This is a genomic window from Herbiconiux sp. SALV-R1 (assembly GCF_013113715.1).
Taxonomy (GTDB): Bacteria; Actinomycetota; Actinomycetes; order Actinomycetales; family Microbacteriaceae; genus Herbiconiux.
In genome coordinates this window covers 3,864,379-3,887,914 of record NZ_CP053344.1, presented here as the reverse complement: position 1 = coordinate 3,887,914, position 23,536 = coordinate 3,864,379, and the positions used below count along the sequence as shown (strand labels likewise).

Annotated in this window: 26 protein-coding genes and 1 tRNA gene; 13 read left to right on the top strand and 14 right to left on the bottom strand. The window is 70.8% G+C overall.

The annotated features are described in order from the left end of the window. Positions 1 to 21 precede the first annotated feature (21 nt). Positions 22 to 426, bottom strand: coding sequence for a DoxX family protein (locus HL652_RS18560; RefSeq protein ID WP_171706682.1), 405 nt, complete (start codon positions 424 to 426; stop codon positions 22 to 24). Here HL652_RS18560 and HL652_RS18555 point away from each other — a divergent pair. Next, the gene (locus HL652_RS18555) at positions 425 to 973 is read left to right on the top strand and encodes a CatA-like O-acetyltransferase (protein ID WP_171706681.1); all 549 of its coding nucleotides are present in this window, start codon (positions 425 to 427) and stop codon (positions 971 to 973) included. The genes HL652_RS18560 and HL652_RS18555 overlap by 2 nt on opposite strands. Positions 974 to 1,013: 40 nt before the next feature. Here the strand turns inward: HL652_RS18555 and HL652_RS18550 are convergent. The 4 genes from HL652_RS18550 to HL652_RS18535 form a co-directional block, all read right to left on the bottom strand. Beyond that, positions 1,014 to 1,087, bottom strand: a tRNA-Gly gene (locus HL652_RS18550). Between the two features lie 29 nt (positions 1,088 to 1,116). After that, positions 1,117 to 1,545 carry an SRPBCC family protein gene (locus HL652_RS18545; RefSeq protein ID WP_171707451.1) on the bottom strand — a complete coding sequence of 143 codons (429 nt, stop codon included), beginning with the start codon at positions 1,543 to 1,545 and terminating at the stop codon, positions 1,117 to 1,119. Beyond that, a complete protein-coding gene (locus HL652_RS18540) occupies positions 1,545 to 2,951 on the bottom strand; it encodes a phytoene desaturase family protein (protein WP_253743915.1) in 1,407 nt (468 codons plus the stop codon). Before HL652_RS18540 ends, HL652_RS18545 begins: the two co-directional genes overlap by 1 nt. A gap of 71 nt (positions 2,952 to 3,022) precedes the next feature. Next, positions 3,023 to 3,289, bottom strand: coding sequence for a hypothetical protein (locus HL652_RS18535; RefSeq protein WP_171706679.1), 267 nt, complete (start codon positions 3,287 to 3,289; stop codon positions 3,023 to 3,025). 117 nt (positions 3,290 to 3,406) lie between these two features. On the opposite strand from HL652_RS18535, the gene dcd reads away from it, so the two are divergent. Beyond that, positions 3,407 to 4,012, top strand: a complete 606-nt coding sequence (gene dcd, locus HL652_RS18530) for a dCTP deaminase (protein WP_171706678.1) — start codon at positions 3,407 to 3,409, stop codon at positions 4,010 to 4,012. A gap of 170 nt (positions 4,013 to 4,182) precedes the next feature. Here the strand turns inward: dcd and HL652_RS18525 are convergent, their stop codons facing one another. The 8 genes from HL652_RS18525 to idi form a co-directional block, all read right to left on the bottom strand. Next, the gene (locus tag HL652_RS18525) at positions 4,183 to 5,628 is read right to left on the bottom strand and encodes an alanine--tRNA ligase-related protein (RefSeq protein WP_171706677.1); all 1,446 of its coding nucleotides are present in this window, start codon (positions 5,626 to 5,628) and stop codon (positions 4,183 to 4,185) included. Positions 5,629 to 5,702: 74 nt separating this feature from the next. Further along, positions 5,703 to 6,623, bottom strand: coding sequence for an NAD-dependent epimerase/dehydratase family protein (locus tag HL652_RS18520; RefSeq protein WP_253743451.1), 921 nt, complete (start codon positions 6,621 to 6,623; stop codon positions 5,703 to 5,705). Beyond that, positions 6,620 to 7,753: a mandelate racemase/muconate lactonizing enzyme family protein gene (locus HL652_RS18515; protein ID WP_171706676.1), complete on the bottom strand. Its 1,134-nt coding sequence runs from the start codon at positions 7,751 to 7,753 to the stop codon at positions 6,620 to 6,622. The genes HL652_RS18520 and HL652_RS18515 overlap by 4 nt, the downstream gene beginning before the upstream one ends. Further along, complete coding sequence (locus HL652_RS18510; RefSeq protein ID WP_171706675.1) at positions 7,750 to 8,907, bottom strand: substrate-binding domain-containing protein; 1,158 nt, start codon at positions 8,905 to 8,907, stop codon at positions 7,750 to 7,752. The genes HL652_RS18515 and HL652_RS18510 overlap by 4 nt, the downstream gene beginning before the upstream one ends. 57 nt (positions 8,908 to 8,964) lie before the next feature. Next, positions 8,965 to 9,783 carry an ABC transporter permease gene (locus HL652_RS18505; RefSeq protein ID WP_171706674.1) on the bottom strand — a complete coding sequence of 273 codons (819 nt, stop codon included), beginning with the start codon at positions 9,781 to 9,783 and terminating at the stop codon, positions 8,965 to 8,967. After that, positions 9,780 to 10,517, bottom strand: coding sequence for an ABC transporter ATP-binding protein (locus HL652_RS18500; RefSeq protein ID WP_171706673.1), 738 nt, complete (start codon positions 10,515 to 10,517; stop codon positions 9,780 to 9,782). Before HL652_RS18500 ends, HL652_RS18505 begins: the two co-directional genes overlap by 4 nt. Positions 10,518 to 10,606: 89 nt before the next feature. Further along, on the bottom strand, positions 10,607 to 11,236 hold the full coding sequence (locus tag HL652_RS18495; RefSeq protein WP_216603940.1) for a helix-turn-helix domain-containing protein: 630 nt from the start codon (positions 11,234 to 11,236) through the stop codon (positions 10,607 to 10,609). A gap of 4 nt (positions 11,237 to 11,240) precedes the next feature. Then, positions 11,241 to 11,768 carry an isopentenyl-diphosphate Delta-isomerase gene (gene idi / locus HL652_RS18490; protein WP_171706672.1) on the bottom strand — a complete coding sequence of 176 codons (528 nt, stop codon included), beginning with the start codon at positions 11,766 to 11,768 and terminating at the stop codon, positions 11,241 to 11,243. Positions 11,769 to 11,814: 46 nt separating this feature from the next. Here idi and HL652_RS18485 point away from each other — a divergent pair, with 46 nt between their 5' ends. From HL652_RS18485 to HL652_RS18450, 8 genes are read left to right on the top strand one after another with little or no spacing between them, the layout of a single operon-like run. Next, positions 11,815 to 12,885, top strand: a complete 1,071-nt coding sequence (locus HL652_RS18485; RefSeq protein ID WP_253743449.1) for a polyprenyl synthetase family protein — start codon at positions 11,815 to 11,817, stop codon at positions 12,883 to 12,885. 5 nt (positions 12,886 to 12,890) lie between these two features. Beyond that, entirely contained in the window at positions 12,891 to 13,826 is a 936-nt protein-coding gene (locus HL652_RS18480; protein WP_253743447.1) for a phytoene/squalene synthase family protein, read from the top strand. 4 nt (positions 13,827 to 13,830) lie between these two features. Then, a complete protein-coding gene (gene crtI, locus HL652_RS18475) occupies positions 13,831 to 15,564 on the top strand; it encodes a phytoene desaturase family protein (protein ID WP_171706670.1) in 1,734 nt (577 codons plus the stop codon). 9 nt (positions 15,565 to 15,573) lie between these two features. Beyond that, positions 15,574 to 15,897, top strand: coding sequence for a lycopene cyclase domain-containing protein (locus HL652_RS18470; RefSeq protein ID WP_171706669.1), 324 nt, complete (start codon positions 15,574 to 15,576; stop codon positions 15,895 to 15,897). Beyond that, entirely contained in the window at positions 15,894 to 16,229 is a 336-nt protein-coding gene (locus HL652_RS18465) for a lycopene cyclase domain-containing protein (RefSeq protein ID WP_171706668.1), read from the top strand. The genes HL652_RS18470 and HL652_RS18465 overlap by 4 nt, the downstream gene beginning before the upstream one ends. Beyond that, positions 16,226 to 17,089: a prenyltransferase gene (locus HL652_RS18460; RefSeq protein WP_171706667.1), complete on the top strand. Its 864-nt coding sequence runs from the start codon at positions 16,226 to 16,228 to the stop codon at positions 17,087 to 17,089. The genes HL652_RS18465 and HL652_RS18460 overlap by 4 nt, the downstream gene beginning before the upstream one ends. Then, positions 17,089 to 18,411, top strand: a complete 1,323-nt coding sequence (locus HL652_RS18455; RefSeq protein WP_171706666.1) for an SGNH/GDSL hydrolase family protein — start codon at positions 17,089 to 17,091, stop codon at positions 18,409 to 18,411. The genes HL652_RS18460 and HL652_RS18455 overlap by 1 nt, the downstream gene beginning before the upstream one ends. Before the next feature lie 46 nt (positions 18,412 to 18,457). Continuing rightward, entirely contained in the window at positions 18,458 to 19,810 is a 1,353-nt protein-coding gene (locus HL652_RS18450; RefSeq protein WP_171706665.1) for an APC family permease, read from the top strand. Between the two features lie 117 nt (positions 19,811 to 19,927). Here the strand turns inward: HL652_RS18450 and HL652_RS18445 are convergent, their stop codons facing one another. Beyond that, complete coding sequence (locus HL652_RS18445; RefSeq protein ID WP_171706664.1) at positions 19,928 to 20,902, bottom strand: sigma-70 family RNA polymerase sigma factor; 975 nt, start codon at positions 20,900 to 20,902, stop codon at positions 19,928 to 19,930. Positions 20,903 to 21,188: 286 nt separating this feature from the next. On the opposite strand from HL652_RS18445, the gene HL652_RS18440 reads away from it, so the two are divergent. The 3 genes from HL652_RS18440 (at position 21,189) to HL652_RS18430 (ending at position 23,505) form a co-directional block, all read left to right on the top strand. Next, on the top strand, positions 21,189 to 21,878 hold the full coding sequence (locus tag HL652_RS18440) for a hypothetical protein (RefSeq protein ID WP_171706663.1): 690 nt from the start codon (positions 21,189 to 21,191) through the stop codon (positions 21,876 to 21,878). 122 nt (positions 21,879 to 22,000) lie between these two features. Beyond that, the gene (locus HL652_RS18435; protein ID WP_171706662.1) at positions 22,001 to 22,801 is read left to right on the top strand and encodes a YcnI family copper-binding membrane protein; all 801 of its coding nucleotides are present in this window, start codon (positions 22,001 to 22,003) and stop codon (positions 22,799 to 22,801) included. Further along, a complete protein-coding gene (locus tag HL652_RS18430) occupies positions 22,798 to 23,505 on the top strand; it encodes a copper resistance CopC family protein (protein WP_171706661.1) in 708 nt (235 codons plus the stop codon). Before HL652_RS18435 ends, HL652_RS18430 begins: the two co-directional genes overlap by 4 nt. Positions 23,506 to 23,536 lie beyond the last annotated feature (31 nt).

Here is a 23,536-nt window from a genome sequence, read left to right as displayed (position 1 = left end):
TCTACCGCCCACACCTGACGATCAGCGCTTGTCGCGTGTCGACCACACCGCCCAGGCCACGAGCAGGGGCTGGAAGAACAGCCGTGCGAAGCGCTTGCGGTCGGTGTCGAGGCCGAACGCATCCCGCTCGTTGAGCCACTGCGACAGGTTGCCGGGGAAGATCGCTGTGAAGAACACCGCCGCCGTATTGCCCACGAGCTGCTTGTGCTTCGGCAGGAGGATGAGCGACGCCCCCAGCGCGATCTCGGCCACGCCCGACCCCAGCACGACCGTGTCGTCGTCGACCGGCACCCAGTCGGGCACCTGCGCCTGAAAGTCTTTGCGCGCGAACGTGAGATGCGACACCCCGGCGAACACCAGCGCAGAACCGAGCGCGATCCGCCCGATCGTGCGCCCCACCGACCGCCCAGCAGCAGAAGAACCCATGCCCCCATTCTGCCCCTCCCCGCCCGACAGCGGAGCGTCACCCCGAGTCGCGCAGATCTGGGCGATCGCCTCCGTCGTGAACCGGCACGACGAGTTCCGCATGACCCTCGACGAGGCGGGTGGCCCCGCCGTGTGGCGGGAGGTGCATCCTGCCTTCACCGTCTTCAACCCGCCGAGCGAGACGTTCTCGTGCCTCTGGGAACCGTTCGACCGCAATTTCGGCGCATTCCACGACGCCGCCTCGGAGACGATGGCTCGGTTCGCGGGAACCACCGAGCTCTTCCCGCAGGGTGCACCCCCGGCGAACGTCTTCGACATCTCCAGCGTGCCGTGGACGACCTTCACGGGCTTCACCTTGAACATCGACGGCGGATGGGACCACTTCGCGCCGATCTTCACCCTGGGACGCTACGCGGAGCGGGAGGGACGCTCCCTGCTCCCCCTGGCGGTGCAGGTTCATCACGCGGTCGCCGACGGCTTCCACACCGCGCGGCTCATCGAGGAACTTCGCGCGCTCTTCTCCGACACGACGTGGCTGCGCGCCTGAGGGCGAGCGCGGGGCGGGACGCGCGTACCCACGCGTCACATGGAGCGGATGACGGGAATCGAACCCGCGCTATCAGCTTGGGAAGCTGAAGTTCTGCCATTGAACTACATCCGCGTGTACTGCTCCCCCGAGGATAGCAGGGGTCAGCCCTCGGAGATGTAGCAGAGGCGGCGGAGGGTCTCGGTGTTGCGGATGTGGAGGGGGATGTCGAGCAGAGGCGCGGGCATGAGCGTGCCGGGGCCGCGGGAGGCGTGCTCCTCGAGCCGTACGACGCATCCGGTGCCGCGCGGCTTGACGGTGATCGTCACCCGCGCCTCGCCGATGGGCCAGCCGGCGGGCTGCATCACCATGCGGTGCGGCGGGTTCCATTCGAGCACGGTCGTCTCGTCGTCGATCACCGCGGGCCACACCCCGAAGGAGTGGTGCAGCTTGCTGCCCTCGGCGGGCCAGGCCTCCTCGACGTCGCGCATGCGCGAGGCACCCACCACCCACACCGGGAACAGCCAGCCGTCGGCCAGCACCTCGAACACGCGCTCGGGCGGGCAGGAGAAGACTCCCACGTTGATCGACATCATGACTCCGTTCTGGTCGGGCGGGGTGCGAGCGAGGGTGGGGTACGGATGCCGAACACCGTCGCCAGCGCCCGTCGCGCCGCGTACCACCCCGACAGGCCGTGCACGCCCGGCCCCGGGGGCGTCGACGACGAGCACAGGTACACGCCGCGCGCCGGCGTCGACCACGGGTCGAGCGAGAGCGTGGGCCGGACGATGAGCTGCCGCAGCGTCGCGGCTCCCGCGGCGATGTCTCCCCCGATGTAGTTCGGGTCGTACGACTCGTACTCGGTCGCCGTGCGCGACGCCGAGCCGAGCACCAGGTCGCGGAACCCCGGTGCGAAGCGCTCGATCTGCCTCGTGATCACCTCGGTCTGGTCGAGCGTCGACCCGCTCGGCACGTGCGTGTACGCCCACAGCACGTGGCCGCCCGCGGGTGCGCGACCCTCGTCGACGATCGACGGCTGCGAGACCAGCACGTACGGCGACGCCGAGTGCCGCCCGGCCGCGACCTCGCGCTCCGCCGCCGCGATCTCGGCGCGCGTGCCTCCCACGTGCACGGTCGGCGCGTGCCGCAGCAGCTCGTTCGTCCACGGCACGGGCCCGCTCAGCGCGAAGTCGGTCTTCGCCACCGCGTTGCCGTAGCGGAACCGCCGGAGTGCCGCGAGATAGCGTCGCGGCAGCTCGCGACCGGCGATGCGGGCGAGGTTCGCGGGTGCGACGTCGAGCAGCACCGCCTGCGCCGGCCGCACGTCGTCGAGCTGCCGCACCTCAGCATCCGTCACCACCTCCCCGCCGTGCTCGAGCAGGTCGGCCACCAGCGCGTCGACGATCGCCTGGCTGCCGCCGATCGGCACCGGCCACCCCCGCGCGTGCGCCTGCACCCCGAGCGACAGGGCGGCCCCTGCCGTGCCGAGGCTCGGCATCGGCAGGATGCTGTGCGCCGCCACCCCGCTCAGCATCGCGGGCGCGACGTCGTCGCTGAACCGCAGGTTCCACAGCGGCGACCCCTGCTCGAGCGCGCGCAATCCGAACAGCGCGGCGGCGACCGGATGCGCGGGCAGCCTCACGAGGCTCGACCCGGTGAACTGCGCCACTTCGTCGGCGCGGCGCACGAGCGGCTCCATCAGGCGCCGGTAGGCGCTTCCGTCTGGGCCGAGGCCGTCGGCGGTGCGGTCGAGGTCGCGGAAGGCGATCGCCGCCCTCCCGCCGTCGAGCGGGTGGCCGAACGAGATCTCGGGAACGGCGAGCCGCATCCGCTCCGGCAGGCGAAACGACCTGAAGAAGCCCGACGAGAGAGCGAGCGGATGCACGGCCGAGCAGATGTCGTGCCGGAACCCCGGCAGCGTGACCTCGGCGGTGCGCGCTCCCCCGCCGATGGTCGACGCGCGCTCGTAGACCCGCACCGACAGCCCGGCGCGGGCCATGGTCACCGCGGCGGCGAGGCCGTTCGGCCCGGAGCCGACGACCGCGACGTCGACCGGAGCGCTCACCCGGCTCAGTCCGACCCGCCGTCCTGGGTGCCCGAGTCGTCGACCGTGGTGGGCACGGGCGACGGGGTGCCGCTCGGGCTCGCGGTGTCTTCGGGCAGCGGCGTGACCTCGTCGTTCGGCGCGACGGGTGTGCCCGAGCTCGTGCGCTCCGGGTACTCCGTCTGGGCGCCGCCGTTGCAGGCGGAGAGCCCGGCGGCGGTGCCGACGACGAGCAGCAGGCCCGCCGCGGCGGTCAGCGGGCGGTGGCGGAGGGATCGGGAACGGATGCTCATGCCTCAAGTCCACAGTGCGTCGGCCCGTCCCGCACCGGGCTTGACAGCCGCGGTCGGGCGCGATCACGCCGGGTTCGCGCGCGCTCAGCCCCTACGCTCACCCAATACACTGACTGCGTGCTGCTCTCCGACCGCGACATCCGTACCCAGATCCGCGAGAACCGCGTGAGCCTGGAGCCCTACGAGCCCGCCATGCTGCAGCCGTCGTCGATCGACGTGCGGCTCGACCGGTACTTCCGGCTGTTCGACAACCACAAGTACCCGTTCATCGACCCGGCCGACGACCAGCCCGAGCTCACCCGGCTGATCGAGACCAAGGCAGACGAGCCGTTCATCCTGCACCCCGGCGAGTTCGTGCTCGGGTCGACGTTCGAGCGCGTCGGCCTCCCCGACGACATCGCGGCGCGGCTCGAGGGCAAGAGCTCGCTCGGGCGGCTCGGCCTCCTCACCCACTCGACCGCGGGCTTCATCGACCCCGGCTTCACCGGCCACGTCACCCTCGAGCTCAGCAACGTGGCGACGCTGCCCATCAAGCTCTGGCCGGGCATGAAGATCGGGCAGCTCTGCTTCTTCCAGCTCTCCAGCCCCACCGAGCGGCCCTACGGCTCGAGCCAGTACAGCTCCCGCTACCAGGGCCAGCGCGGGCCGACCGCCTCGCGCTCGCACCTCAACTTCCACCGCACCGACGTCTCCCGCGACACGGAGCAGCCGTTCGGCGAGTAGCCCGGTCCAGCCGGGGCGAAACGACGGAGTCTTGCCACCTCACCGCCTCGAGCATCCGTCGTTCCGCCGAAAACGCGTGAGACTCCGTCGTTTCGGCGGTGGGGCGCCGAGGCCTCAGGCGGGGCGGTGGGGTGCTGGGGCCGCAGGCAGGGCGGCGGGGTGCCGGGGCCTCAGGCGGAGGGCGCGGGCGCCGCGGCGCCTCCGGGCAGGCCCGCGGCTCCGAGGCGGGTGGCGCCGCGCGAGCGGGCGCGCTGCTCCTCGAGTGCCTCGGCGAAGCCGGCCTCCCAGTCGTCGGCGACCGCGATGCCGAGGCGGCGGGCCTCCTCGACCGAGAGCTCCTTCGGGAATCCGTGGGTGTCGGAGAGCCGGAACACGTCGCCGCCCGTCAGCACCTGCCCCTGGTACTCCCCGAGCGCCAGCAGCCCGCCCTCGAGCGTGCGGCGGAACGAGTTCTCCTCCTTCACCAGCACCGCGATCACCTCGTCGCGCGAGGCGGCCACCTCGGGGTAGTCGTCGGCGTAGAGGTCGGCGATGACGGGCACGACCGTGGCGAAGAAGTTCTCCGAGAGCCCGAGCGAGAGCGCCAGGCGGATGGCGCGGCGCAGCAGCCGGCGCATCACGTAACCCTGCTCCTTGTTCGACGGGCGCACGCCGTCGACCGCGAGGAAGGTGGCGCCGCGCAGGTGGTCGGCGATGATGCGCATCGCGGCCGTCTCGTCGTCGTAGGACTTGCCCGTGAGGGTCTGCAGGGTCTCGATGATCGGCCACAGCAGCGAGATGCGGAACACGTCGTCGGAGCCGAGCGACGCCGCGGCGATGCGCTCCAGCCCGCCACCGAAGTCGACGTTGCGTCGTGCGAGCTCCTCGAACGAGCCGTCGTCGAGGCGACGATACTGCATGAAGACCTGGTTGCCGATCTCCATGAACTGGCCGCCGTCGCTGGCCGGGTGGGCCAAGCCGTACGACGGGTCTTGGTGCGCCGGGCCGAAGTCGTAGAAGACCTCGCTGTCGGGCCCGCACGGGTCTCCGATCGGCGTCGCGGCGAGCGAGCCGCCACGCGACCACCAGTTCTCGCCGCCGTCGTAGAAGAATATGCGCTCACCGGCATGCACTCCGCGGGCGTCGCCGTCGGCCTGCGAGCCGATCTCGGCGATGCCGTTCGAGACGCCGCGCTCGGCGAACACCTGGGCCCAGATGCCGGCCGCCTCGTCGTCGCGCGGGATGCCGTTGTCGGCGTCGCCGATGAAGCAGGTGACGTAGATGTTCTCGGGGTCGAGGCCCACGATGTCGACCAGAAAGGTGAAGAACTGCCTGATCTGGGTCTCCTTGAAGTAGTCGCCGAGCGACCAGTTGCCGAGCATCTCGAAGAAGGTGGTGTGGCGGTTGTCGCCGACGTCGTCGATGTCTTGCGCGCGCACGCACGGCTGCGAGTCGGCGAGACGCTTGCCCTCGGGGTGCTCTTCGCCGAGCAGGTAGGGCAGCAGCGACTGCATGCCGCTGCCGTTGAACAGGGTGGAGGTGTCTCCGCGGGGAACGAGGGGCGCCCGCTCGATGACGGTGTGTCCGTTCTCGGCGAGGAAGGCGAGGTAGCGGTTACGGATGTCGTGGGCGTCCATGCGACCAGCATCCCATACGGCACCGCCGCACCGATGTGCCGCCGATGGGGGTGCCGGCTGGGGGCGCAGCCGCCTCAGCCGAGCGGATGCCCGCCGTCGTCGAGATGGTCGCGCCACGACCGGGTGGCGCGCCAGCCGAACAGCCGCTCGGCCTTCGCCGAGCTGATGCCCGAGGCGTCGGCGCGGTCGAGCTCCCGCACCGGCACCTCGGGGTGCAGGCGGGCCATCTCGGCCGCGAGGTCGCGCCCGCCGATGTTGTCGGCGGCGGCGGCGTAGACGACTTCGTGGCCCGGGGTGTGCCGGGTGACGGCCGCGACGATGAGCTCGGCCAGATCGGCGACGTCGATGTAGGCCCAGAACACCGCGCTCGTCACGTCGCGGTCGGCGAAGAAGGGCGCGAGGTTCGCCGCGTAGCTCTCGGGCGTGAGCACCCAAGTGGGGCGGATGGAGACCGCCGTCGCGTCAGACCTTCCGACCAGCCCGTCGCAGAGCACCTCCGAGACGCGCTTGGAGAGTCCGTAGGCGTCGTGCGCGAGGTCGGGATGGGTCTCGTCGATCGGGCAGAAGCTGCCGGTGAACGGGCGGTGGGCCCAGGTCATCCCCGACACCGAGTCGCTCGACAGGTTGACGACGCGGCGCACCCCGGAGTGCGCCGCCGCCTCGATGACGTTGAAGGCCGCCGTGACGTTGGTGAGGAAGACGGTGTGCGGCGTGTTCTTCGTAGGTTCGGGGATGCCGGCCGCGTGCACCACCGCATCCATCCCCCGCACCACCGAGAAGGCGTCGGCGCCGCTCGTGAGGTCGGCCTGCACGTAGCGCACGTCGTTCGAGGCGTCGGCGTCGTAGACGGGGCGCAGCACGTCGGTCGCCGTGACGTCGTAGCCCGCGGCGACCAGGGCGGCGACGGCGGCTCTTCCCACCTTGCCTCGTGCACCGGTGACGAGCACCCGGCTGCCGGGGCCGAGCATCCGTGAGCCCTCGAGGTGGTCGCTCACGCCGACTGCTCCTTCCAGGCGCGGTGCGCCTCGTCGATCACGCTCTCGTCGACCTCGATGCCGAGGCCGGGCCCCGATGGTACCGCGAGGCGCCCGTCGGCGATGGAGCTCACGCCGAAGCCGGCCGCCGGCGCCACTCGCTCGAGCATGGGCGAGAGGTGGAACGGGTATTCGAGCACCTCGACCCCTTCGACCGAGGCCGCGACGTGCGCGTTCGCCGCGACGGTCACCGGGCCGCCGTGGAGGTGCACCACCACGCGGGCCCCACGCCCGAGCGCCGCGCGGGCCATGCTGCGCGCCTCGTCGACTCCCCCGCAGATCGAGGCGTCGGGCTGCACCACCGAGAGCCCGGTGATCTCGAGCGCGTCGAGGGCGTACTCGGCGGCGAAGAAGTGCTCGCCATAGGCCACCGGCACGGGAGACGACTCGACGACCCGCTTGATGGCGCCGAGCCGGCCGGCGGGCACGGGCTCCTCGAACCAGCCCACGCCGAGCGCACCGAGGCGGGCGGCGATCTCGATCGACTCCGCCACGGAGAAGAACTCGCTGCCGTCGACGGTGATCTCCACCGTCTCGGGCAGTTCGGCCCTGAGGTCGGCGAGCACCCGCAGGGCGTTCCGCCAGTCGAGCCCGATGCGCAGCTTCACGATCGACACCCCGCGGTCGAGCAGAGGTGCCAGCAGCTCGAGGTGGGCGCCCGCCTCCCGCGTCTCGAGGAAGTGGCTGTTGCCCGCGTACACGCGCACGCTGTCTTTCACCCTCCCGAGCATCCCCGAGATCGACCGGCCCGCCGCCTTGCCCTCCAGGTCGCGGAGGGCGATGGCGATCGCGCTGCGCGACTGGGCGGCGCCGAACTGGTCGCCGAGCGTGCGGCGGGTGGCCGTGCGCACCCGCTCCAGCGCCACCCTCGCCTCGTCGAGGGCGACTCCCACGAGCGCGGGCCCGTAGACGTCGTCGACGATGGCGGCGAGCACGGCGGGGTGGGAGATGCCGAAGCAGTCGCAGCTCTCCCCCCAGCCGACGAGCCCCTCGTCGGTCTCCACCCTCACCACGAAGCAGGTCATCGTGGAGTAGTCGGTGGTGAGCCGCAGCGGGAGCGGGGTGATGGAACGGATGCGCACGGTCGTCACTTGCCTTCGGTGTAGCTGATGGAGGGGTCGAGGAACTCGTTGGTGTAGATGTCGGTGGCCTCGAGACCGTCGGCGACCTCCACGTCGGTGCCGGAGTAGATGTCGGTGAGCACCCCGGTCATCCGCTCCATCCGCTCGGGGTCGAACGAGCCGAACACGCCGTCGGCGCCGTCGGTGACGAGGCCTTCGTCGCGCAGCACGTCGTGCACGTTCTGGGCGAGCTCGGGCGAGATCTGGAAGAACTGGTCGATCTCGACGAGGTAGTCGGTGAGCGCGGTGTTCACCGCGTCGGGCGACTCCATGTAGTCGATCTGCGCCTGCTGCATGGCGGGCACGAGCTGAGCGAGGCACTCGCTCTGGGCCTCGATCACGTCGGGCTTCCCCGACCAGGCGGCGGGGTAGATGTCGTAGCCCGAGTCGGCGATGAGCAGCGTGTCGACGTCGCGGCCGTAGTCGGGGAAGTCGAACTTCAACCGGTGCGGCTCTTGGGTGATGTAGCCCTGCATCACGACGGGCTCGCCGGCGACGAGGCGGGTGACCGAGCCGTCGAACGAGCCGTCGACCTGGTCGGCGCGCACGTCGCCCTGGGCGATGAGGTAGTCCATGTAGGTGGCGCCCTGGAAGTAGAGCACCGTGGAGTCGCTCGCCGCGATGTCGGAGAGATCGGCGAAGGAGTACTTCTCCGGGTCCCAGAAGAGGATCTGCGGGTTCTTCTGCAGCGGCGTGTAGACGGCCTTCGTGGGCTGGTCTTTCGACAGCTTCACCGACTCGTCGGTGTCGATCATGGCGAGCATGATCGAATCGTCGGAGTAGAGCAGGGCGGTCGACTGCTGGAAGCCGATGAACGGCCCGCCGGCGCGCACCTCGACGGTGATGCTCGGGTCGGCGATCGCCGGACCGGAGTATATTCCCGCGTCGGCATCGATCGTCGCCGTGGCGGGGTCGATGAGGGCGTAGGCGGCGGAGTGCTCCGGCTCGGGGAACCAGTTGGTCTGCAGCACGACGGTCGACGGGCAGGCGCTCAGCGCTCCGTCGCCGCCGGCCGCCTCGGCGTCTTGGGCGGCGGGGGCCGATGACGAGCACGCGGTGAGAAGGAGCGCCGCGGAGGTGACGGCGGCGCCGGCGGCGAGACGGATGCGGGTGCGGTGGGGCATGGGACTCCTCAGGGATAGGCGGTGCGCGGGTGATGCAGGGGTGGGTCGAGGGGCGCGTCAGCGCGCGTTCGGGCGGTACCACGGCCCGACGACGAGCCGCGAGAGCAGTCCGAACAGCCAGAAGGCGGCGAGGCCGAGCAGGGAGGCGAGGATGATGGCGCCGTAGAGCATCTCGCCGTTCAGCTGGTTGCGGTACGTGTCGATGACGAGTCCGATGCCGGAGTCGCCCTTGCGGAAGAAGAAGTCGGCGACGATGGAGCCCACCACGGCCATCCCCGCCGAGATACGGAGGCCAGTGAACAGCGCCGGCAGAGCGGCGGGGAACTGCAGCTTGGTGAGCACCGTCCAGCGGCTCGCGCGCTTCAGCGTGAACAGCTCCCGCATCTGCGGGCTCGTCGACTGGAGCCCGAACAGGGTGTTCGTGATGATCGGGAACAGGCTGATCAGCACGACCACGAGGATGCGGCTCTCGAAGCCGTACCCGATGGCGAAGGCGATGAGCGGCACGATGGCGAGGATGGGCACGCTCTGCAGGGCGACCGCGTAGGGGAAGAGGGTGATCTCCACCCATTTCGCCTGGCTCATGAGCACAGCGGTGACGATGCCGATGACGGCGGCGATGAGAAGGCCCACCATCGCGATGACGGTCGAGGTCCAGAGCGGGCCGAGGAGCGCGAGAAGATTCTTCGGGGTAAGGAAGGCGTCGATCAACACCTCGTGCGGCATGGGCAGGATGAAGCGCCGTGACGGGGAGAGGAGGAACGCGCTCGTCACGTACCAGAGGCCCAGGAAGAGCACGCCGAAGGCGATGGGCAGGCCCACGGTGAGGGCTCGCGAGCGCGGTCTCCTGCGGCGAAGGTCTGGGACGGCGCTCATGCCATCGCTCCCTTCAGGCAGTCGGAGATGTCGGTGGCGAGGGCCGCGAACTCGGGCGAGTAGCGGGTGTGCTCGTCGCGGGCGTCGCCGAAGGGAACGGCGAACTCGCCGATCACCCGGCCGGGCCGTGCCCCCATCACGACGACCCGCGTCGACATGTAGACCGCCTCGGGGATGGAGTGGGTGACGAACATGCCGGTGAAGCGCTCGCGCACGAACAGCGACCTCACGTCGTCGTTGAGGCGCTCGCGGGTGAACTCGTCGAGCGCGCCGAACGGCTCGTCGAACAGGAAGAGCTCGGGCCTGTTCACCAGCGAGCGCGCGAGCGACACGCGCATCTTCATGCCTCCCGACAGCTGGTGCGGCCGGTGCTTGGCGAAGCCTGTGAGACCGACCCGCTCCAGTGCGTCGTCGACGAGGGCGGCGGTCTCGGCCGCACTCAGGTGGTCGAGCTCGGCGAACAGGGCGACGTTCTGGCGCACCGTGCGCCAGGGCAGCAGCGTCGCGTCTTGGAAGACGTAGCCGATCTGCCGCGTGGCGACCCTGGTCGCTCCCCCGGTGGCGGTCTCGAGGCCGGAGGCGAGGCGCAGCAGGGTCGACTTGCCGCAGCCCGAGGGGCCGAGCAGCGCGACGAACTCACCCTCTTCGATGCGGATGTCGACGTCGCGCAGCGCTGTCGTGCCGTCTGGGAAGGTCATCGACAGCTCGTCGAACTCGACCATCGCATCGCCCATCAGGGCCTCCTCGCAGTATTGATGCGTTCAATACTGAGGACAGAGCGTTACGCGAGCATTTCAGGCTCGGGTCGGAAATATTACTTCTGTCAAGTTTGCGCGGAGAGATAGTGGTGCGGGCCACCGGCCTGCACCATCAGCAGGCGCGCCGGCCAGAGTCCCCGTACACGCCAGCGATGACGCACTCCCCCGGCGAAATAGAGGGTGTCCGACGCTTGGAGCACGTGCAGGCCCTGCTCGGCGAGATCGACCTCGAGCACGCCCGAGATCACGTAGATGAACTCGGGGTGCGGATGCTCGTAGTACTCCTCGAACTCCGTCAGCCGCGTGACGAACTCCATCGGGTGCATCGCGCGCTCTCCGGCGACGAGGGCTTTCGCCTGCCCGGTGTCCTGCTCCGCCATCGACCCCTCGTCGGCGCGCACCAGGCTCACCAGTTCGGTGTCGATCTCGGCATGGGCGCTCGCAGCCGCCGATTCGGAGGTCGAGGAGAGCAGCATCGGGGTCGAGGTGCCGAGTGCCTGCGCAATCCGGTGCAGCGACGCCATGCTGGGCCTGGCCTTGCCGCGCTCGATCTGCGAGAGGAAGGGCTGAGACAGCTCGGTGAGTGCGGCGAGCCGCACCAGGGTGAACCCTTCACGCTTCCGCAACGCCGAGATGCGGCGCCCGAGGTCGGCTGCCATGGAGGCGTCGGCCGCCTGCGGGTCGATTTCGGCCATGACCTCAGGCTAGCGGCGCCAGTTGCGGCAGCTGCAGCGCCAGCCACGGGCTGAAGGCCCACGGGGTGAGCGACACGGCGAGGCCGAGCTCCGCGGTATCGGCCCAGCGCCACTCGGAGACCTCGTCGGGGTTGGCGGAGATCGGGCCGGCGGCGCGAGCGGTGTAGACGGGGCAGATCTCGTTCTCGACGATGCCGGAGGCGTCGATCGCGAGGTAGCGGAAGTCGGGCAGTGCAAGCTCGAGGCTCGCGATCTCGAGCCCGAGCTCGCGCTCGGCGCGGCGCCGAACGGCGTCGTCGAACGACTCCCCCGGTGCGGGATGGCCGCAGAACGAGTTCGTCCACACCCCGGGCCAGGTGAGCTTGGTGAGCGCGCGACGGGTGACGAGCACGCGGCCCTCGTCGTCGAAGACGTGGCAGGAGAAAGCGAGGTGGAGCGGCGTGTCGTCGGTGTGTACGGTGAGTTTGTCGGCCACGCCGATGGGGGATCCGTCGTCGGCGAGAAGGATCACTTGCTCAGGAGTCGTGGTCATTTCACTATTCTCCTTTATTACCAGTTTGCCGTGTAACGTGAGAGACGTGGATACTCACGATCTGGTCGCCGTCTCGGAGCGCCGTCAGCATCAGGTCGATCGTGTGCTCCGTTCCTTCTTCGATGACTCCCACTATCGGGCGAAAGCTCTCGGAAATCCATACGCCGCGCTCTGGCAGACGCTCGAACGCAACGCGTCGGGCGGCAAACGCTTCCGCCCGCGCATGGTCATGGCGGCCTATGAATCGCTCGGCGGCACCGACATCGACGCCGCCGCGCACATCGGCGCGGCCTTCGAACTGCTGCACACCGCCCTCATCGTGCACGACGACGTCATCGACCGCGACTTCGTGCGCCGCGGCGGGCCGAACGTCTCGGGAAGCTACCGCGACCTCGCGACGACGGCGGGCATCCCGCTTCCCATCGCCGAGCACCGCGGCATGTCGGTCGCGGTCATCGCGGGCGACCTCGCCCTGTTCAACGCCTTCCGCATGATCGATCGCTCCGGCGTCGACGGGGTGCTGCGCACCCGGCTGCACGACATCCTCGACGAGGCGATGTTCGTCTCGGCGGCGGGGGAGCTGCTCGACGTCGACTTCTCGCTGCGCAGCGATCCTCCCGCGGTGGAGGAGATCGTCGAGATGGAACGGCTGAAGACGGCGGAGTACTCCTTCGAGGCGCCGCTCAAGGCCGGGGCCGTGCTGGCGGGGGCCGCCGACCAGGCCGTCGAGGCGCTCGGGCGCTTCGGCCGGCGCATCGGCATCGCGTACCAGATCGTCGACGACCTCCTCGGGGTGTTCGGCGACGAGAACGAGACCGGGAAGACCGCGCTCGGCGATCTGCGCGAGGGCAAGAGCACCGTGCTGCTCGCCCACGCGGTGACCCGCCCGGAATGGGCCTCCGTCGCCTCGCTGTTCGGGTCGCCCGACCTCACCGCCGCAGACGCCGAGCGCATCCGCGGGGTGCTCGAGGAGACCGGGTCGAGGCGGTTCGCCGAGGCGCTCGCGCGCGAGAACGCCAACCGCGCCTGGGAGGCGCTCGCCGACGAGTCGTTGACCCCGGAGGTGCGCGACGAGTTCCGCCCGGTGGTCGCCTCGGTGCTTGGTCGCGTACGGTGAGCCTTGTGAGCAGTGCACGCGGGAAGAGCGGCTCCGATCGCGAGCCCGATCTCTACGACCGCGTGGCCATGGAGACCGCGGCGATCGTCATCCGCCGCTACTCCACGTCGTTCGGCCTCGCCTCCCGCCTTCTCGCGCCGTCGGTGCGGCAGCACGTCGAGAACATCTACGCGCTGGTGCGCCTCGCCGACGAGGTCGTCGACGGAGTCGCCGCCGCGGCCGACCTCGAATCAGGCGAGATCGCCGAACGGCTCGACGCGCTCGAGCGCGAGACCCACGAGGCCCTCGCCTGCGGGTACAGCACGAACCTCGTCGTGCACGCCTTCGGGTACACCGCACGGCGGGTGGGCATCGGTGAAGACCTCACGACGCCCTTCTTCAGGTCGATGCGCGCCGACGTCTCGCAGCGGGAGCACACGCCGGAGTCGTTCGACGACTACGTCTACGGTTCGGCCGAGGTGGTGGGGCTGATGTGCCTCGCGGCGTTCCTCGACGGGGTGCCCACGGCTCCCGCCGAGCGTGCACGTCTCGAAGACGGCGCGCGTCATCTCGGCGCGGCCTTCCAGAAGATCAACTTCCTCCGTGACCTCGCCGCCGATTTCGAGGCGCTCGGCCGCAGCTACTTCCCCGGGGTCGACGTCACGACCTTCAGCGAGGCCGAGAAGCTGCGCATCGTCGCCGGCATCGACGACGACCTCCGCATCGCCCGGTCGTGCCTGCGCGGGCTTCCGCCGTCGAGCCGGAGGGCCGTCGTGCTGGCCCAGCGGCTGTTCGAGGAGCTGACCGAGCGTCTGCGCCGCACGCCCGCATCCGTACTCGCCGCGACGCGCATCCGGGTTCCGAACCCCGTCAAGGTGAGAATAGCCGTGGGTGCGGCGCTCGGACGGGTGCCCCAGGAGCACCCGTCGGGCACCGCCCGCACGCAGGCGAGGGAGATCTGATCGAGTGACGGATGCGCAGAAGACCGCGATCGTGATCGGTGGCGGCATCAGCGGGCTGGCCAGCGCCGCCCTGCTCGCCCGTGAGGGGTACGCGGTGACCCTGCTCGAGAAGAACGCCGCGCTCGGCGGTCGCGCGGGGGTCTGGGAGCGTGACGGATTCCGCTTCGACACCGGCCCCTCGTGGTACCTCATGCCCGAGGTCTTCGACCACTTCTTCAAGCTGTTCGGCACGAGCGCCGCCGATGAGCTCGACCTGGTGAAGCTCGACCCCGGGTACCGGGTGTACTTCGAGGGCGAGGAGCAGCACATCGACCTCGCCGCGTCGCGCGAGGCGAACCTCGAGCTGTTCGAGTCGCTCGAACCCGGTTCGGGGGTGCGGATGGCGGGGTACCTCGACTCCGCGCGCGAGACCTACGAGCTCGCCAAAGACCACTTCCTGTACACCACGTTCGAGAAGTACACCCCGCTGCTCGTCGCCCCCGTGGTGAAGCGGCTGCCGCGCCTCGTGCGGCTGCTCTCGGAACCCCTCGCCACCTTCGCGGGCCGCACAGTGAAAGACCCGCGGCTGGTTCAGGTGCTCGGCTACCCGGCCGTCTTCCTCGGCAGCTCACCATATGCCGCTCCGAGCATGTATCACCTGATGAGCCACCTCGACCTCGACGACGGGGTGCTCTACCCGAAGGGCGGGCTCTCCACAGTGATCGATGCCGTGGAGCGCGTTGCCCGTGCCGAGGGTGTGACGATCGTGACGGGAGCCGAGGTGACCCGCATCGTGATGGCCGCCGACGCGAGCGTCGTGGTCGCCCCCGAGCCCGAAGACCCCTACGACTACGAGACCACCGCCTTCGACACGAACGTCATCGACCGCGACGAGCTCCGGCGGGTGCTGGCGGGGGAGGCCTCGACGGCGGTCGCGCCGGAGCCGGAGGGCGACCCGTCGACCAGGCCGCACGTCGGCGGCGTGCACTACTCCGACGAGGCAGGCCGCGCGCACTCCCTCGACGCCGACGTCGTCGTGTCGACCGCCGATCTCTGGCACACCGAGACCCGGATGCTCCTGCCGGAGCTGCAGAGCTACCCCGAGTCGTACTGGGAGAAGCGCACCGCCGGCCCCAGCGCCCTGCTGGTGCTGCTCGGTGTCGAGGGCGAGCTGCCCGAGCTCGAGCACCACACACTGTTCTTCACGAAGGACTGGAAGGGCGACTTCGGCAAGATCTTCAGCGATCACCCGAGCGTTCCCGACCCCGCCTCGCTCTACGTCTGCCGCCCCAGCGCGACCGACGACACGGTGGCACCGGAGGGCACGGAGAACCTGTTCGTTCTCGTGCCGATCCCCGCCGACCCGTCGATCGGGCACGGCGGTGTCGACGGGGCGGGCGACGCGACGGTGGAGCGGCTCGCCGACACGGCGATCGCCCAGATCGCCCAGTGGGCAGGCATCCCCGACCTCGCCGCGCGGGTGAAGGTGCGTCGCACCGTCGGCCCCGCCGACTTCGCCGACGACCTCAACTCGTGGAAGGGCACGGCCCTCGGGCCCGCACACACCCTCCGGCAGAGCGCGATGTTCCGCGCCAAGAACGTGAGCTCGAAGGTCGAGGGCCTCTACTACGCGGGAGGTTCGACCACGCCGGGCATCGGGCTGCCGATGTGCCTCATCAGCGCCGAGCTCGTGCTCAAGCGGCTGCGCGGAGACACCAGCACCACGGCGTTGCCCGAGCCGCTCGCCTCGGCGGGCTGAGCGGCGCGCATGGGAATCCTGTACCTCGCGGCGCTCCTCGTCTCGATCACCGGCATGGTGGTGCTCGACCGACGCTTCCGGCTGTTCTTCTTCGACCGGCCGGGCCGCGCGGCGGTGGTGCTCGTCGCGGGTGTCGTGTTCTTCGTGCTCTGGGACCTGGCGGGGATCGGCCTCGGCATCTTCTTCCGCGGAGAGACCTCGTTCATGACGGGGCTGCAGGTGGCGCCCGAGCTGCCGGTGGAGGAGCTGTTCTTCCTCACCCTGCTCTGCTACCTCACGATGAACGTGTTCCTCGGCGCCCGTCGGCTGATCGCGCGGCGGTCGGCCTCATGACGTACTGGACCCTCAACGCCCTCTTCCTCGCTCCCGTTCTCGTGGTGCTGGTCGTGGCGGCGGTGGTCGTGCGCCGACGGCCGGCGGAGGCGCGACGCGGCATCCTTGGTGCGTTCGGCGTGAGCCTCGGTGTGCTGCTCGTGCTCACCGCGCTGTTCGACAACGTGATGATCGCCATCGGCCTCGTCGGCTACGACGAGGGGCTGATCTCGGGGGCGTTCCTCGGCATCGCGCCGCTCGAAGACTTCGCCTACGCGGTCGCCGCGGTGCTGCTCCTGCCCTCCCTCTGGCTGCTGCTCGGCGCACGTGACACGAAGGGGAGCGAGCGATGATCCGCACCCTGCTGCTGTCGTCGCGGCCGCTGTCGTGGGTCAACACCGCGTTCCCGTTCGCCGCCGGCTACCTCCTCACCACGCGCGAGGTCGACCTGGTGTTCGTGCTCGGCACCCTCTACTTCCTGGTGCCCTACAACCTCGCCATGTACGGCATCAACGACGTGTTCGACTACGAGTCCGACCTCCGCAACCCGCGCAAGGGCGGCGTGGAGGGGGCGGTGCTCGACCGCTCGCTGCACCGGGTGACGCTCTGGGCGGTCGTCATCACGAACGTGCCGTTCCTCGTCTTCCTCGTCGCGGTCGGATCGCCCTTGTCGTGGGCGGTGCTCGCGGTGAGCGTCTTCGCCGTCATCGCCTACAGCGCTCCGGGGCTGAGGTTCAAGGAGCGCCCCTTCCTCGACTCGCTCACCTCGAGCACGCACTTCGTGAGCCCCGCGGTCTACGGACTCGCGCTCGCGGGCGCGGCCTTCACGCCCGGACTGTTCGCCCTGCTCGGCGCCTACTTCCTCTGGGGCATCGCGAGCCACGCCTTCGGTGCCGTGCAAGACATCGTCGCCGACCGCGAGGGCGGCATCGGCTCGATCGCCACCGTCGTGGGCGGCAAGGCGACGGTGCGTATGGCTTTCGCGGCATACATCATGTCGGGCGTGCTGCTGCTGCTCACGCCCTGGCCGGGCCCCCTCGCCGCCGTGCTGGCCGTGCCCTATGCGGTAAGCATCCTGCCCTACTGGTCGATCAGCGACGCCGACGCCGAGCGCGCCAACGCCGGGTGGCACCGCTTCCTGTGGCTGAACTACGTGGCCGGCTTCCTGGTGACGCTCTTGCTCATCTGGCAGTGGTTGCTCACCATGGAGTGATGAGCAGACCCCGACGCGATCGCACGCGCCTGCTGCTCGCGATCACCTCGGTGGCCGCGGTCGTCTCACTGGCCGTCGCCGCCTTCGCCCTCGGCTCGCTGAACGCCGCGGCGCCGTCCATCGCCCCGGCCCGGGTGCAGGAGGCAGGGGCAGGTCGCGCCGACGCCGCCGGCCGGGTGCCGGTGAAGCAGGTGGGCACCCCCGCCCGCGTCGCCGACTACAGCTTCGGCCACACCCTTGACCGGGTCGAGGCCGGCGGGGGAGGCGACGTCGAGGCGTCGATGCGCCTGCCCTTCGAGCTCGCCGTCGACGCCACGGCGTTCCGCGTGCACGTGCGCAACTGGCAGTTCAACACCGAGCAGAGCATCGACTCGCCCGTCACCCTCACCGGCGTCTACGTGGGGGAGCACCGCATCGACGGGCCCGACGGCCAGACGGGGGAGTTCGGCACCGCGCCCGTCGAGGTCAGCGGCACCGCCAACCTCGCCAGGGAGGGGTTCGTGTCGGGGTGGATCGAACCCGACACCCAGCTCGTCGCCGCCCACACGCCCTACCTGCTCTCGCTCGGCTTCACCGCCCCCGCGGGCGCGATCCTGGCCACCAATCCGGGTCTGTCGTGGCTCGCCACCGGGGTGGGGGCGTCGACCGATGCGGCAGCCATCGGCACGCCGCGCGCCGAGCGCAGTGCCGACCTCAGCTACTTCGACGTGTGGATCGAGTACGAGTTCACCGGCGACGCTCCCGTTCTGCTCAGCATCGGGCACTCGCTCAACGCACCCGGAACGCTCGCGCCCGACGAGCATCCGACCCGGGGCGAGCAGACGGCGTGGCCGCAGCAGTGGGCGATCTCGAACGACGCGGTGGCGGTGTCGCTCGCGGCGCCCGGGTCACTGAGCGCGCTGTTCGCCGGCGGTTCCGAGCTGTGGCAGCAGTACGGAGAGGAGCTCGCGCCCGACGTCGTCACCGTGTGGGCGGCGTCGAACGACATCGCGCGGGGGCGGCAGCTCGCCGACATCCAGAACGACTGGGGTGCGATCGTGACGAGGGTGCGCACGCAGTGGCCCGACGCGACGATCTACGCCATGACGGAGCCGCCGCGCTCGTTGAGCGGAGCGGAGGAGAGCACCAGGGTGGCCTGGAACGCCTGGCTCTCGACGCTGCCGTATGGCCTCGACCGCGTGATCGACGCCGACTTCCTGCTGCGCGACCCGGCGCAGCCCGATCGGCTGCGCAGCGACGTCGACGCCGACGGCATCCACTTCACCGCCCGCGGCCACTCGCTCGTCGCCGCCCAGCTCCCGGCACCTCGCCACGCGCGGTGATGCGGGCCGTCGCCCCGTGTTCACCGGGCACGACTAGTCTTCGCCGGTGACCGCCGCCACCCCGCCCTCGCCGCCGCCCTCGCCGCCGCCCGCGCTCGAGCGCCGACTCGGACTCACCGATGCCGTGTTCATCGGGCTGGGCGCCATGATCGGCGCGGGCGTGTTCTCGGTCTTCGCCCCGGCCGCCGCCTCGGCGGGAGGCGCCGCGGCGCTCCTCGGCGCGCTCGGCATCGCCGCCGTGGTCGCCTACTGCAACGCCACCTCGACCGCGCAACTCGCGGCGCGCTATCCGACGGCGGGCGGCAGCTACGTCTACGGTCGCGAGCGCCTGGGGGAGTGGTGGGGCTTCGCCGCCGGATGGAGCTTCGTCATCGGCAAGACCGCGAGCTGCGCCGCCATGGCGCTCACCTTCGCCGTCTACGCGCTGCCCCCGGGAGCGGAGGCGTTCGAGCGCCCGCTGGCGGCGCTCGCCGTCGCCGCCCTCGTGGGTGTCAACCTGTTCGGCATCACCCGCACGGCCCTGGCGGCCCGGGTGATCGTGGTGGCGGTGCTGGTGGTGCTCGCGATCGTCGTCGCCTCAGGGGTGACGGATGCGCTGGCCGGCCCCGTCGTCGCAGCCGGCTCGTCGCCCGAGCCCGCCGTCCTCTCGGCGCCCCTCTCCTCGGTGACGCCGTACGGCATCCTCCAGGCCGCCGGGCTCCTCTTCTTCGCCTTCGCCGGGTATGCGCGCATCGCGACCCTCGGCGAGGAGGTGAAGCATCCGGAGCGCACCATCCCGCGGGCCGTGACCCTGGCCTTCGTCATCGCCCTGGCGGTCTACGCGGCGATCGCCGTGGTGGCGGTCGCGACGCTGGGCGCCTCGGGACTCGCGTCGGCGGCCGACCCCTTGGCGCAGGTGGTGTCGACCAACGGCTGGGGATGGGCGGTTCCCGTCGTCGGCGTGGGAGCCGCGCTGGCCTCCCTCGGAGCCTTGCTCGCCCTCGTCACGGGGGTCGGGCGCACCGCCCTCGCCATGGGGAGGCAGGGCGACCTGCCCCGCCTGCTCGGCGTGGTCGACGCGCACCGCAGCGTTCCGCGCCGGGCCGAGCTCGCCGTCGGCGTCGTCATCGTGGCGCTGGTGCTCACGGTCGACCTGCGCGGGGTGATCGCGTTCTCGTCGTTCGGGGTGCTGCTGTACTACTTCGTGGCGAACGTCTCGGCGTTCGGTCAGCGGGGCTCCGAGCGGCGCTCGCCCCGCGTGGTGCAGCTCGTCGGGGCGGCCGGCTGCGTGGTGCTCGTCGCCGCGCTGCCGTCCACGGCTGTGGTGGTGGGCGTGGTCGTCGTGGCGGTGGGCTTCGGCTACCGCGCCATCCGCCTCGGACTCGAGCGAGCGCGGCCGACACCGCCGTCAGCCCGCTGACGCCGGAGACGCGGCCACGAAGAAGGGCCCCGGCGTGTTCGCCGAGGCCCTTCTGATCGCACCGCGCCCACTCCACGCCGACTCCGCGAGGAGGAGGGAGGTGGGCGGCGAGTTCGCTCAGGCGATGAGGTAGTCGTGCAGCGCCTCGTTGCGGAGCATGCTCAGCGCCCGGCGCTGGATCTGACGGGCACGCTCCCGCGAGACACCCAGCACGTCGCCGATCTGGTCGAACGACATGGGGTCTTCGCCGTCGAGCCCGAAGCGCATGCACACCACACGCGCCTCGCGCGGCGGCAGGGTGGCGAGCGCGGCCGAGAGGTCGTGGTGCTGCAGCGACGCGGCGGCGGCGTCGAACGGCTGGGCCTGCGAGGTGTCTTCGATCAGGTCGCCGAGCTCGGCGTCGTCATCGCCCACCGGCGTGTGGATCGACACCGTGTCGCGCCCGTGACGGATGAGCTCCTGCACCTTGCGCGGCGGCAGGTCGACGGCGGCGGCGACCTCCTCGATCGTGGCCTCACGGCCGAGCTCGATCATGAGGCGGCGCTGCATGCGCGTGATCGAGGAGATCTTCTCGGAGGTGTGCACCGGGATGCGGATGATGCGGCCGCTGTCGGCGAGCGCGCGGTTGATCGACTGCTTGATCCACCAGGAGCCGTAGGTCGAGAACTTGAAGCCGGCCTGGTAGTCGAACTTCTCGACCGCACGCACGAGACCGATGTTCCCCTCCTGGATGAGGTCGAGGAACGGGAGTCCGCGTTCGAGGTAGCGCTTCGCGATCGACACGACCAGGCGGAGATTGGCCTGGATGAGCTGGCGCTTCGCAGCCTGGCCGTCGCGGGCCAGCCACTGCAGTTCGCGCTTCAGCGTCGCGTCCATCACCGGGGTCTCGCTGAGCTTCGCGTCGGCGAGCACGCCGACCTCGATGCGGCGGCCGAGGTCGACCTCGTCCTCGGCGGTCAGCAGAGCGGTGCGACCGATCTGGCGGAGGTAGTCCTTCACCGGGTCTTCGGAAGCCCCGCGGATGTCGGCGAGACGGGCCTGGGGCTCGGCGTCGTCGGTCTCGAGGGGGGCCGTGGCAAGTGTGCGTGACATGTTCATCTCCGTTGCTACTTCGACTAACTGCTTCACCGCACCGCCTTGCCTCTCAGCCCTGCGGTGCTTCGACTATCCCGGTCGTATCGGAAGGTTATGCCTGCGTAACCCGTCCCCCCAAATGGGTCACAGGGGGGTTGACAATCATGAACTAGAAGCACTAGTGGCTAGTTTATCTAACTTCTTGCCCGTGTAGGAGCTTATCCGGAAAGCGCCCACACAGACCTCCGGATGCCCGCAACTACACTGGAACCGGTGCCACCAGAGGGGCCAGGATGCGGGGAGGATGAACACCAGGTCGACCCGCGTCGTGCGCGGGCTGGGTGCCGCATCCGTCGCCGTCTTCATGGCGGCGCTCTCGCACGTGGCTGCCGGGGGAGGGGCACCAGCGGTGCTCGGGCTCGTCATCGCCGGTGCCTTCTCGATGGTCGTGTGCGTGCTGTTCACCGCCCGCCGGCCGTCGCTGCCCCTGCTCGCGGTGTCGGTGGCGCTCAGCCAATTCGCCTTCCACCTGCTGTTCGGTGTCGGAGACCGCGGCGGTTCCGGCCTCAGCGTCGCGACCCAGCGCCACGGCGACCATGTCACGACCACGCTGGTTCCCGACGGCTCGTCGGCGGCGCTGCACCACCACGACGGCGGTGCGATGTGGGTGGCGCACGCGATGGCGGCGGTGCTCACCGTTGTGGCGCTGAGGCGTGGTGAGTTCGCACTCCGGCGTCTGCTCGCGCTCGGCCGCGCCGGTCTCGCCGCTGCCGCCGCCGGTGTGCGCGCGCTCCACGCCGGCCTCGCCGCCCTCCCCGGCGTGCTCGCCCATCTCATCGCACGCGCCGATCTCGTCACGCGCAGCCGCAGCAGCGCCCGCGTGCGCACCTGGATGCTCGGGGCGGTCGACCCGCTCGACGACCTGGGCGCCGTCTTCACCCGGCTGAGGCATCGGGGGCCGCCGTCGGCGCACTCCGCGCTCGCCGCTCTCTGACCGCATCCGGGGCCTGACGCCCGACGGATGAAACCGGCCCACCCTCTCAGGGGCCGGTGGTCGACGGCGCGCGCAGACGCGCATCCGACCTCTTCATCCCTCTCGTCAGAAAGACATCAGTCATGACCAAGTCCTCCCTCGCGCGCGCCTCCGGCGTCGCCGCAGCCCTCCTCGCCGGGGGCGCCCTCGCCCTCGCCGCACCCCTCGCCGCTTCCGCCCACGTGCGGGTGAACCCCGCCCAGGCGGAGGCCGGCTCCTACACCACCCTCACCTTCAAGGTGCCGAACGAGTCGGCCACCGCGTCGACCACCTCGGTCACCGTCGACCTGCCGACCGACACCCCGTTCACCAGCGTGAGCTACCAGCCGGTGCCCGGCTGGACCACCGAGATCGTCACCGGCACCCTCCCCGAGCCGGTCACGGCGGGATCGGCGACCATCACCGAGGCCCCCGTCTCGGTGACCTGGACCGCCGTCGACGGTGTCGGCATCGCCGACGGCCAGTTCCAAGAGTTCCCGCTCTCGGTCGGGCCCGTGCCCGACGTGGGGAGCATCGCGCTCCCGGCGCACCAGGCCTACTCCGACGGCAGTGTCGTCGACTGGGACGAGGCGACGCCCGACTCGGGGGAGGAGCCCGAGAGCCCCGCACCCGTGCTGTACGTGAACGACGCCCCGCCGACAGGCGAGCACGGGCACGGCGCGACGGCGATGAGCGCGACTGCGGGTGAGTCCGCGGGCGGTGCGGATGCTGCTGCCGACGACACGGCATCTGTTGCGTCGGTCTCGCTCGGGCTCGGCATCGGGGCCATCGTGCTCGCCGCGGCGGCACTCGTGGTGGTCGCCGTCGGCGCGGCGCGGGGCTCGCGGGGTTCGCGCGGCAGTCGCGGAACTCGCGGCGACGACGCGGGCGCGGTGCAGCGATGAGGGCGGCCTTCCCCGGTGCTGCCCGCGGCAGGATGCTGCTCGCCGTGGCCTTGACGGCGGGTGCCGCGGTCGCGGCCTCGGTGCTCGGCCTCGGCGCGGGGGCGGGGGTCGTGGGGGGTGTCGCGCCGGCATCGGCCCACGACTTCGTCGTGTCGACCTCGCCCGCCGCCGACACCACCGTCACCGATCCCCTCACCGAAGTCGCGCTCACCTTCAACGAGCCGCCGCTCACCGATCTCCAGGCGGGGATCGCGGTGGAGGTGCGCGACCCGTCGGGGGCCACCGCATCCGGTGAGCTGTCGATCGTGAACGCCACCCTGAGCGTGCCGTTCACGCCGACCGCGACGGGGGGCTACACGGTGGTGTGGCAGACCGTGTCGTCAGACGGGCATCCGGTGTCGGGGGAGTACGGCTTCGACTACCAGGGGCCCGTGGCGGCGTCGGGCGGGGAGTCGGGCGGCGCGCCGTCGGCGGCACCCGACACCGCGGCGCCCACCGAGGCGTCGACGCCACCCGCGACGGCCGAGCCCGCCCCGACGGGCACGCCGAGCGGCTCGCCGGTCGCGGGCGCGGGGGCCGAATCCGCCGACGGCGGAGCCGGGGTGCAGCTGCCCCTCGTGCTCGCCGCCGCGGTGGGCTCGCTCGTCGTCGTCGGGGCCGTCGTGCTCGTGATCGTGCTGACGATGCGGCGGCGCCGGGCCTGACCCGGCCGGCCACGGCCCGTCCCACTCTCGC

What these genes read in the sequence shown, in the direction of transcription:
- HL652_RS18555 (WP_171706681.1), top strand. Translation starts at nt 425, where the DNA reads ATGCCCCCATTCTGCCCCTCCCCGCCCGACAGCGGAGCGTCACCCCGA.
- HL652_RS18560 (WP_171706682.1), bottom strand. Translation starts at nt 426, where the DNA reads ATGGGTTCTTCTGCTGCTGGGCGGTCGGTGGGGCGCACGATCGGGCGG.
- HL652_RS18545 (WP_171707451.1), bottom strand. Translation starts at nt 1,545, where the DNA reads ATGTCGATCAACGTGGGAGTCTTCTCCTGCCCGCCCGAGCGCGTGTTC.
- HL652_RS18540 (WP_253743915.1), bottom strand. Translation starts at nt 2,951, where the DNA reads ATGGCCCGCGCCGGGCTGTCGGTGCGGGTCTACGAGCGCGCGTCGACC.
- HL652_RS18535 (WP_171706679.1), bottom strand. Translation starts at nt 3,289, where the DNA reads ATGAGCATCCGTTCCCGATCCCTCCGCCACCGCCCGCTGACCGCCGCG.
- HL652_RS18525 (WP_171706677.1), bottom strand. Translation starts at nt 5,628, where the DNA reads ATGGACGCCCACGACATCCGTAACCGCTACCTCGCCTTCCTCGCCGAG.
- HL652_RS18510 (WP_171706675.1), bottom strand. Translation starts at nt 8,907, where the DNA reads ATGCCCCACCGCACCCGCATCCGTCTCGCCGCCGGCGCCGCCGTCACC.
- HL652_RS18505 (WP_171706674.1), bottom strand. Translation starts at nt 9,783, where the DNA reads ATGAGCGCCGTCCCAGACCTTCGCCGCAGGAGACCGCGCTCGCGAGCC.
- HL652_RS18500 (WP_171706673.1), bottom strand. Translation starts at nt 10,517, where the DNA reads ATGGGCGATGCGATGGTCGAGTTCGACGAGCTGTCGATGACCTTCCCA.
- HL652_RS18495 (WP_216603940.1), bottom strand. Translation starts at nt 11,236, where the DNA reads ATGGCCGAAATCGACCCGCAGGCGGCCGACGCCTCCATGGCAGCCGAC.
- idi (WP_171706672.1), bottom strand. Translation starts at nt 11,768, where the DNA reads ATGACCACGACTCCTGAGCAAGTGATCCTTCTCGCCGACGACGGATCC.
- HL652_RS18470 (WP_171706669.1), top strand. Translation starts at nt 15,574, where the DNA reads ATGGGAATCCTGTACCTCGCGGCGCTCCTCGTCTCGATCACCGGCATG.
- HL652_RS18465 (WP_171706668.1), top strand. Translation starts at nt 15,894, where the DNA reads ATGACGTACTGGACCCTCAACGCCCTCTTCCTCGCTCCCGTTCTCGTG.
- HL652_RS18460 (WP_171706667.1), top strand. Translation starts at nt 16,226, where the DNA reads ATGATCCGCACCCTGCTGCTGTCGTCGCGGCCGCTGTCGTGGGTCAAC.
- HL652_RS18455 (WP_171706666.1), top strand. Translation starts at nt 17,089, where the DNA reads ATGAGCAGACCCCGACGCGATCGCACGCGCCTGCTGCTCGCGATCACC.
- HL652_RS18445 (WP_171706664.1), bottom strand. Translation starts at nt 20,902, where the DNA reads ATGTCACGCACACTTGCCACGGCCCCCCTCGAGACCGACGACGCCGAG.
- HL652_RS18440 (WP_171706663.1), top strand. Translation starts at nt 21,189, where the DNA reads ATGAACACCAGGTCGACCCGCGTCGTGCGCGGGCTGGGTGCCGCATCC.
- HL652_RS18435 (WP_171706662.1), top strand. Translation starts at nt 22,001, where the DNA reads ATGACCAAGTCCTCCCTCGCGCGCGCCTCCGGCGTCGCCGCAGCCCTC.
- HL652_RS18430 (WP_171706661.1), top strand. Translation starts at nt 22,798, where the DNA reads ATGAGGGCGGCCTTCCCCGGTGCTGCCCGCGGCAGGATGCTGCTCGCC.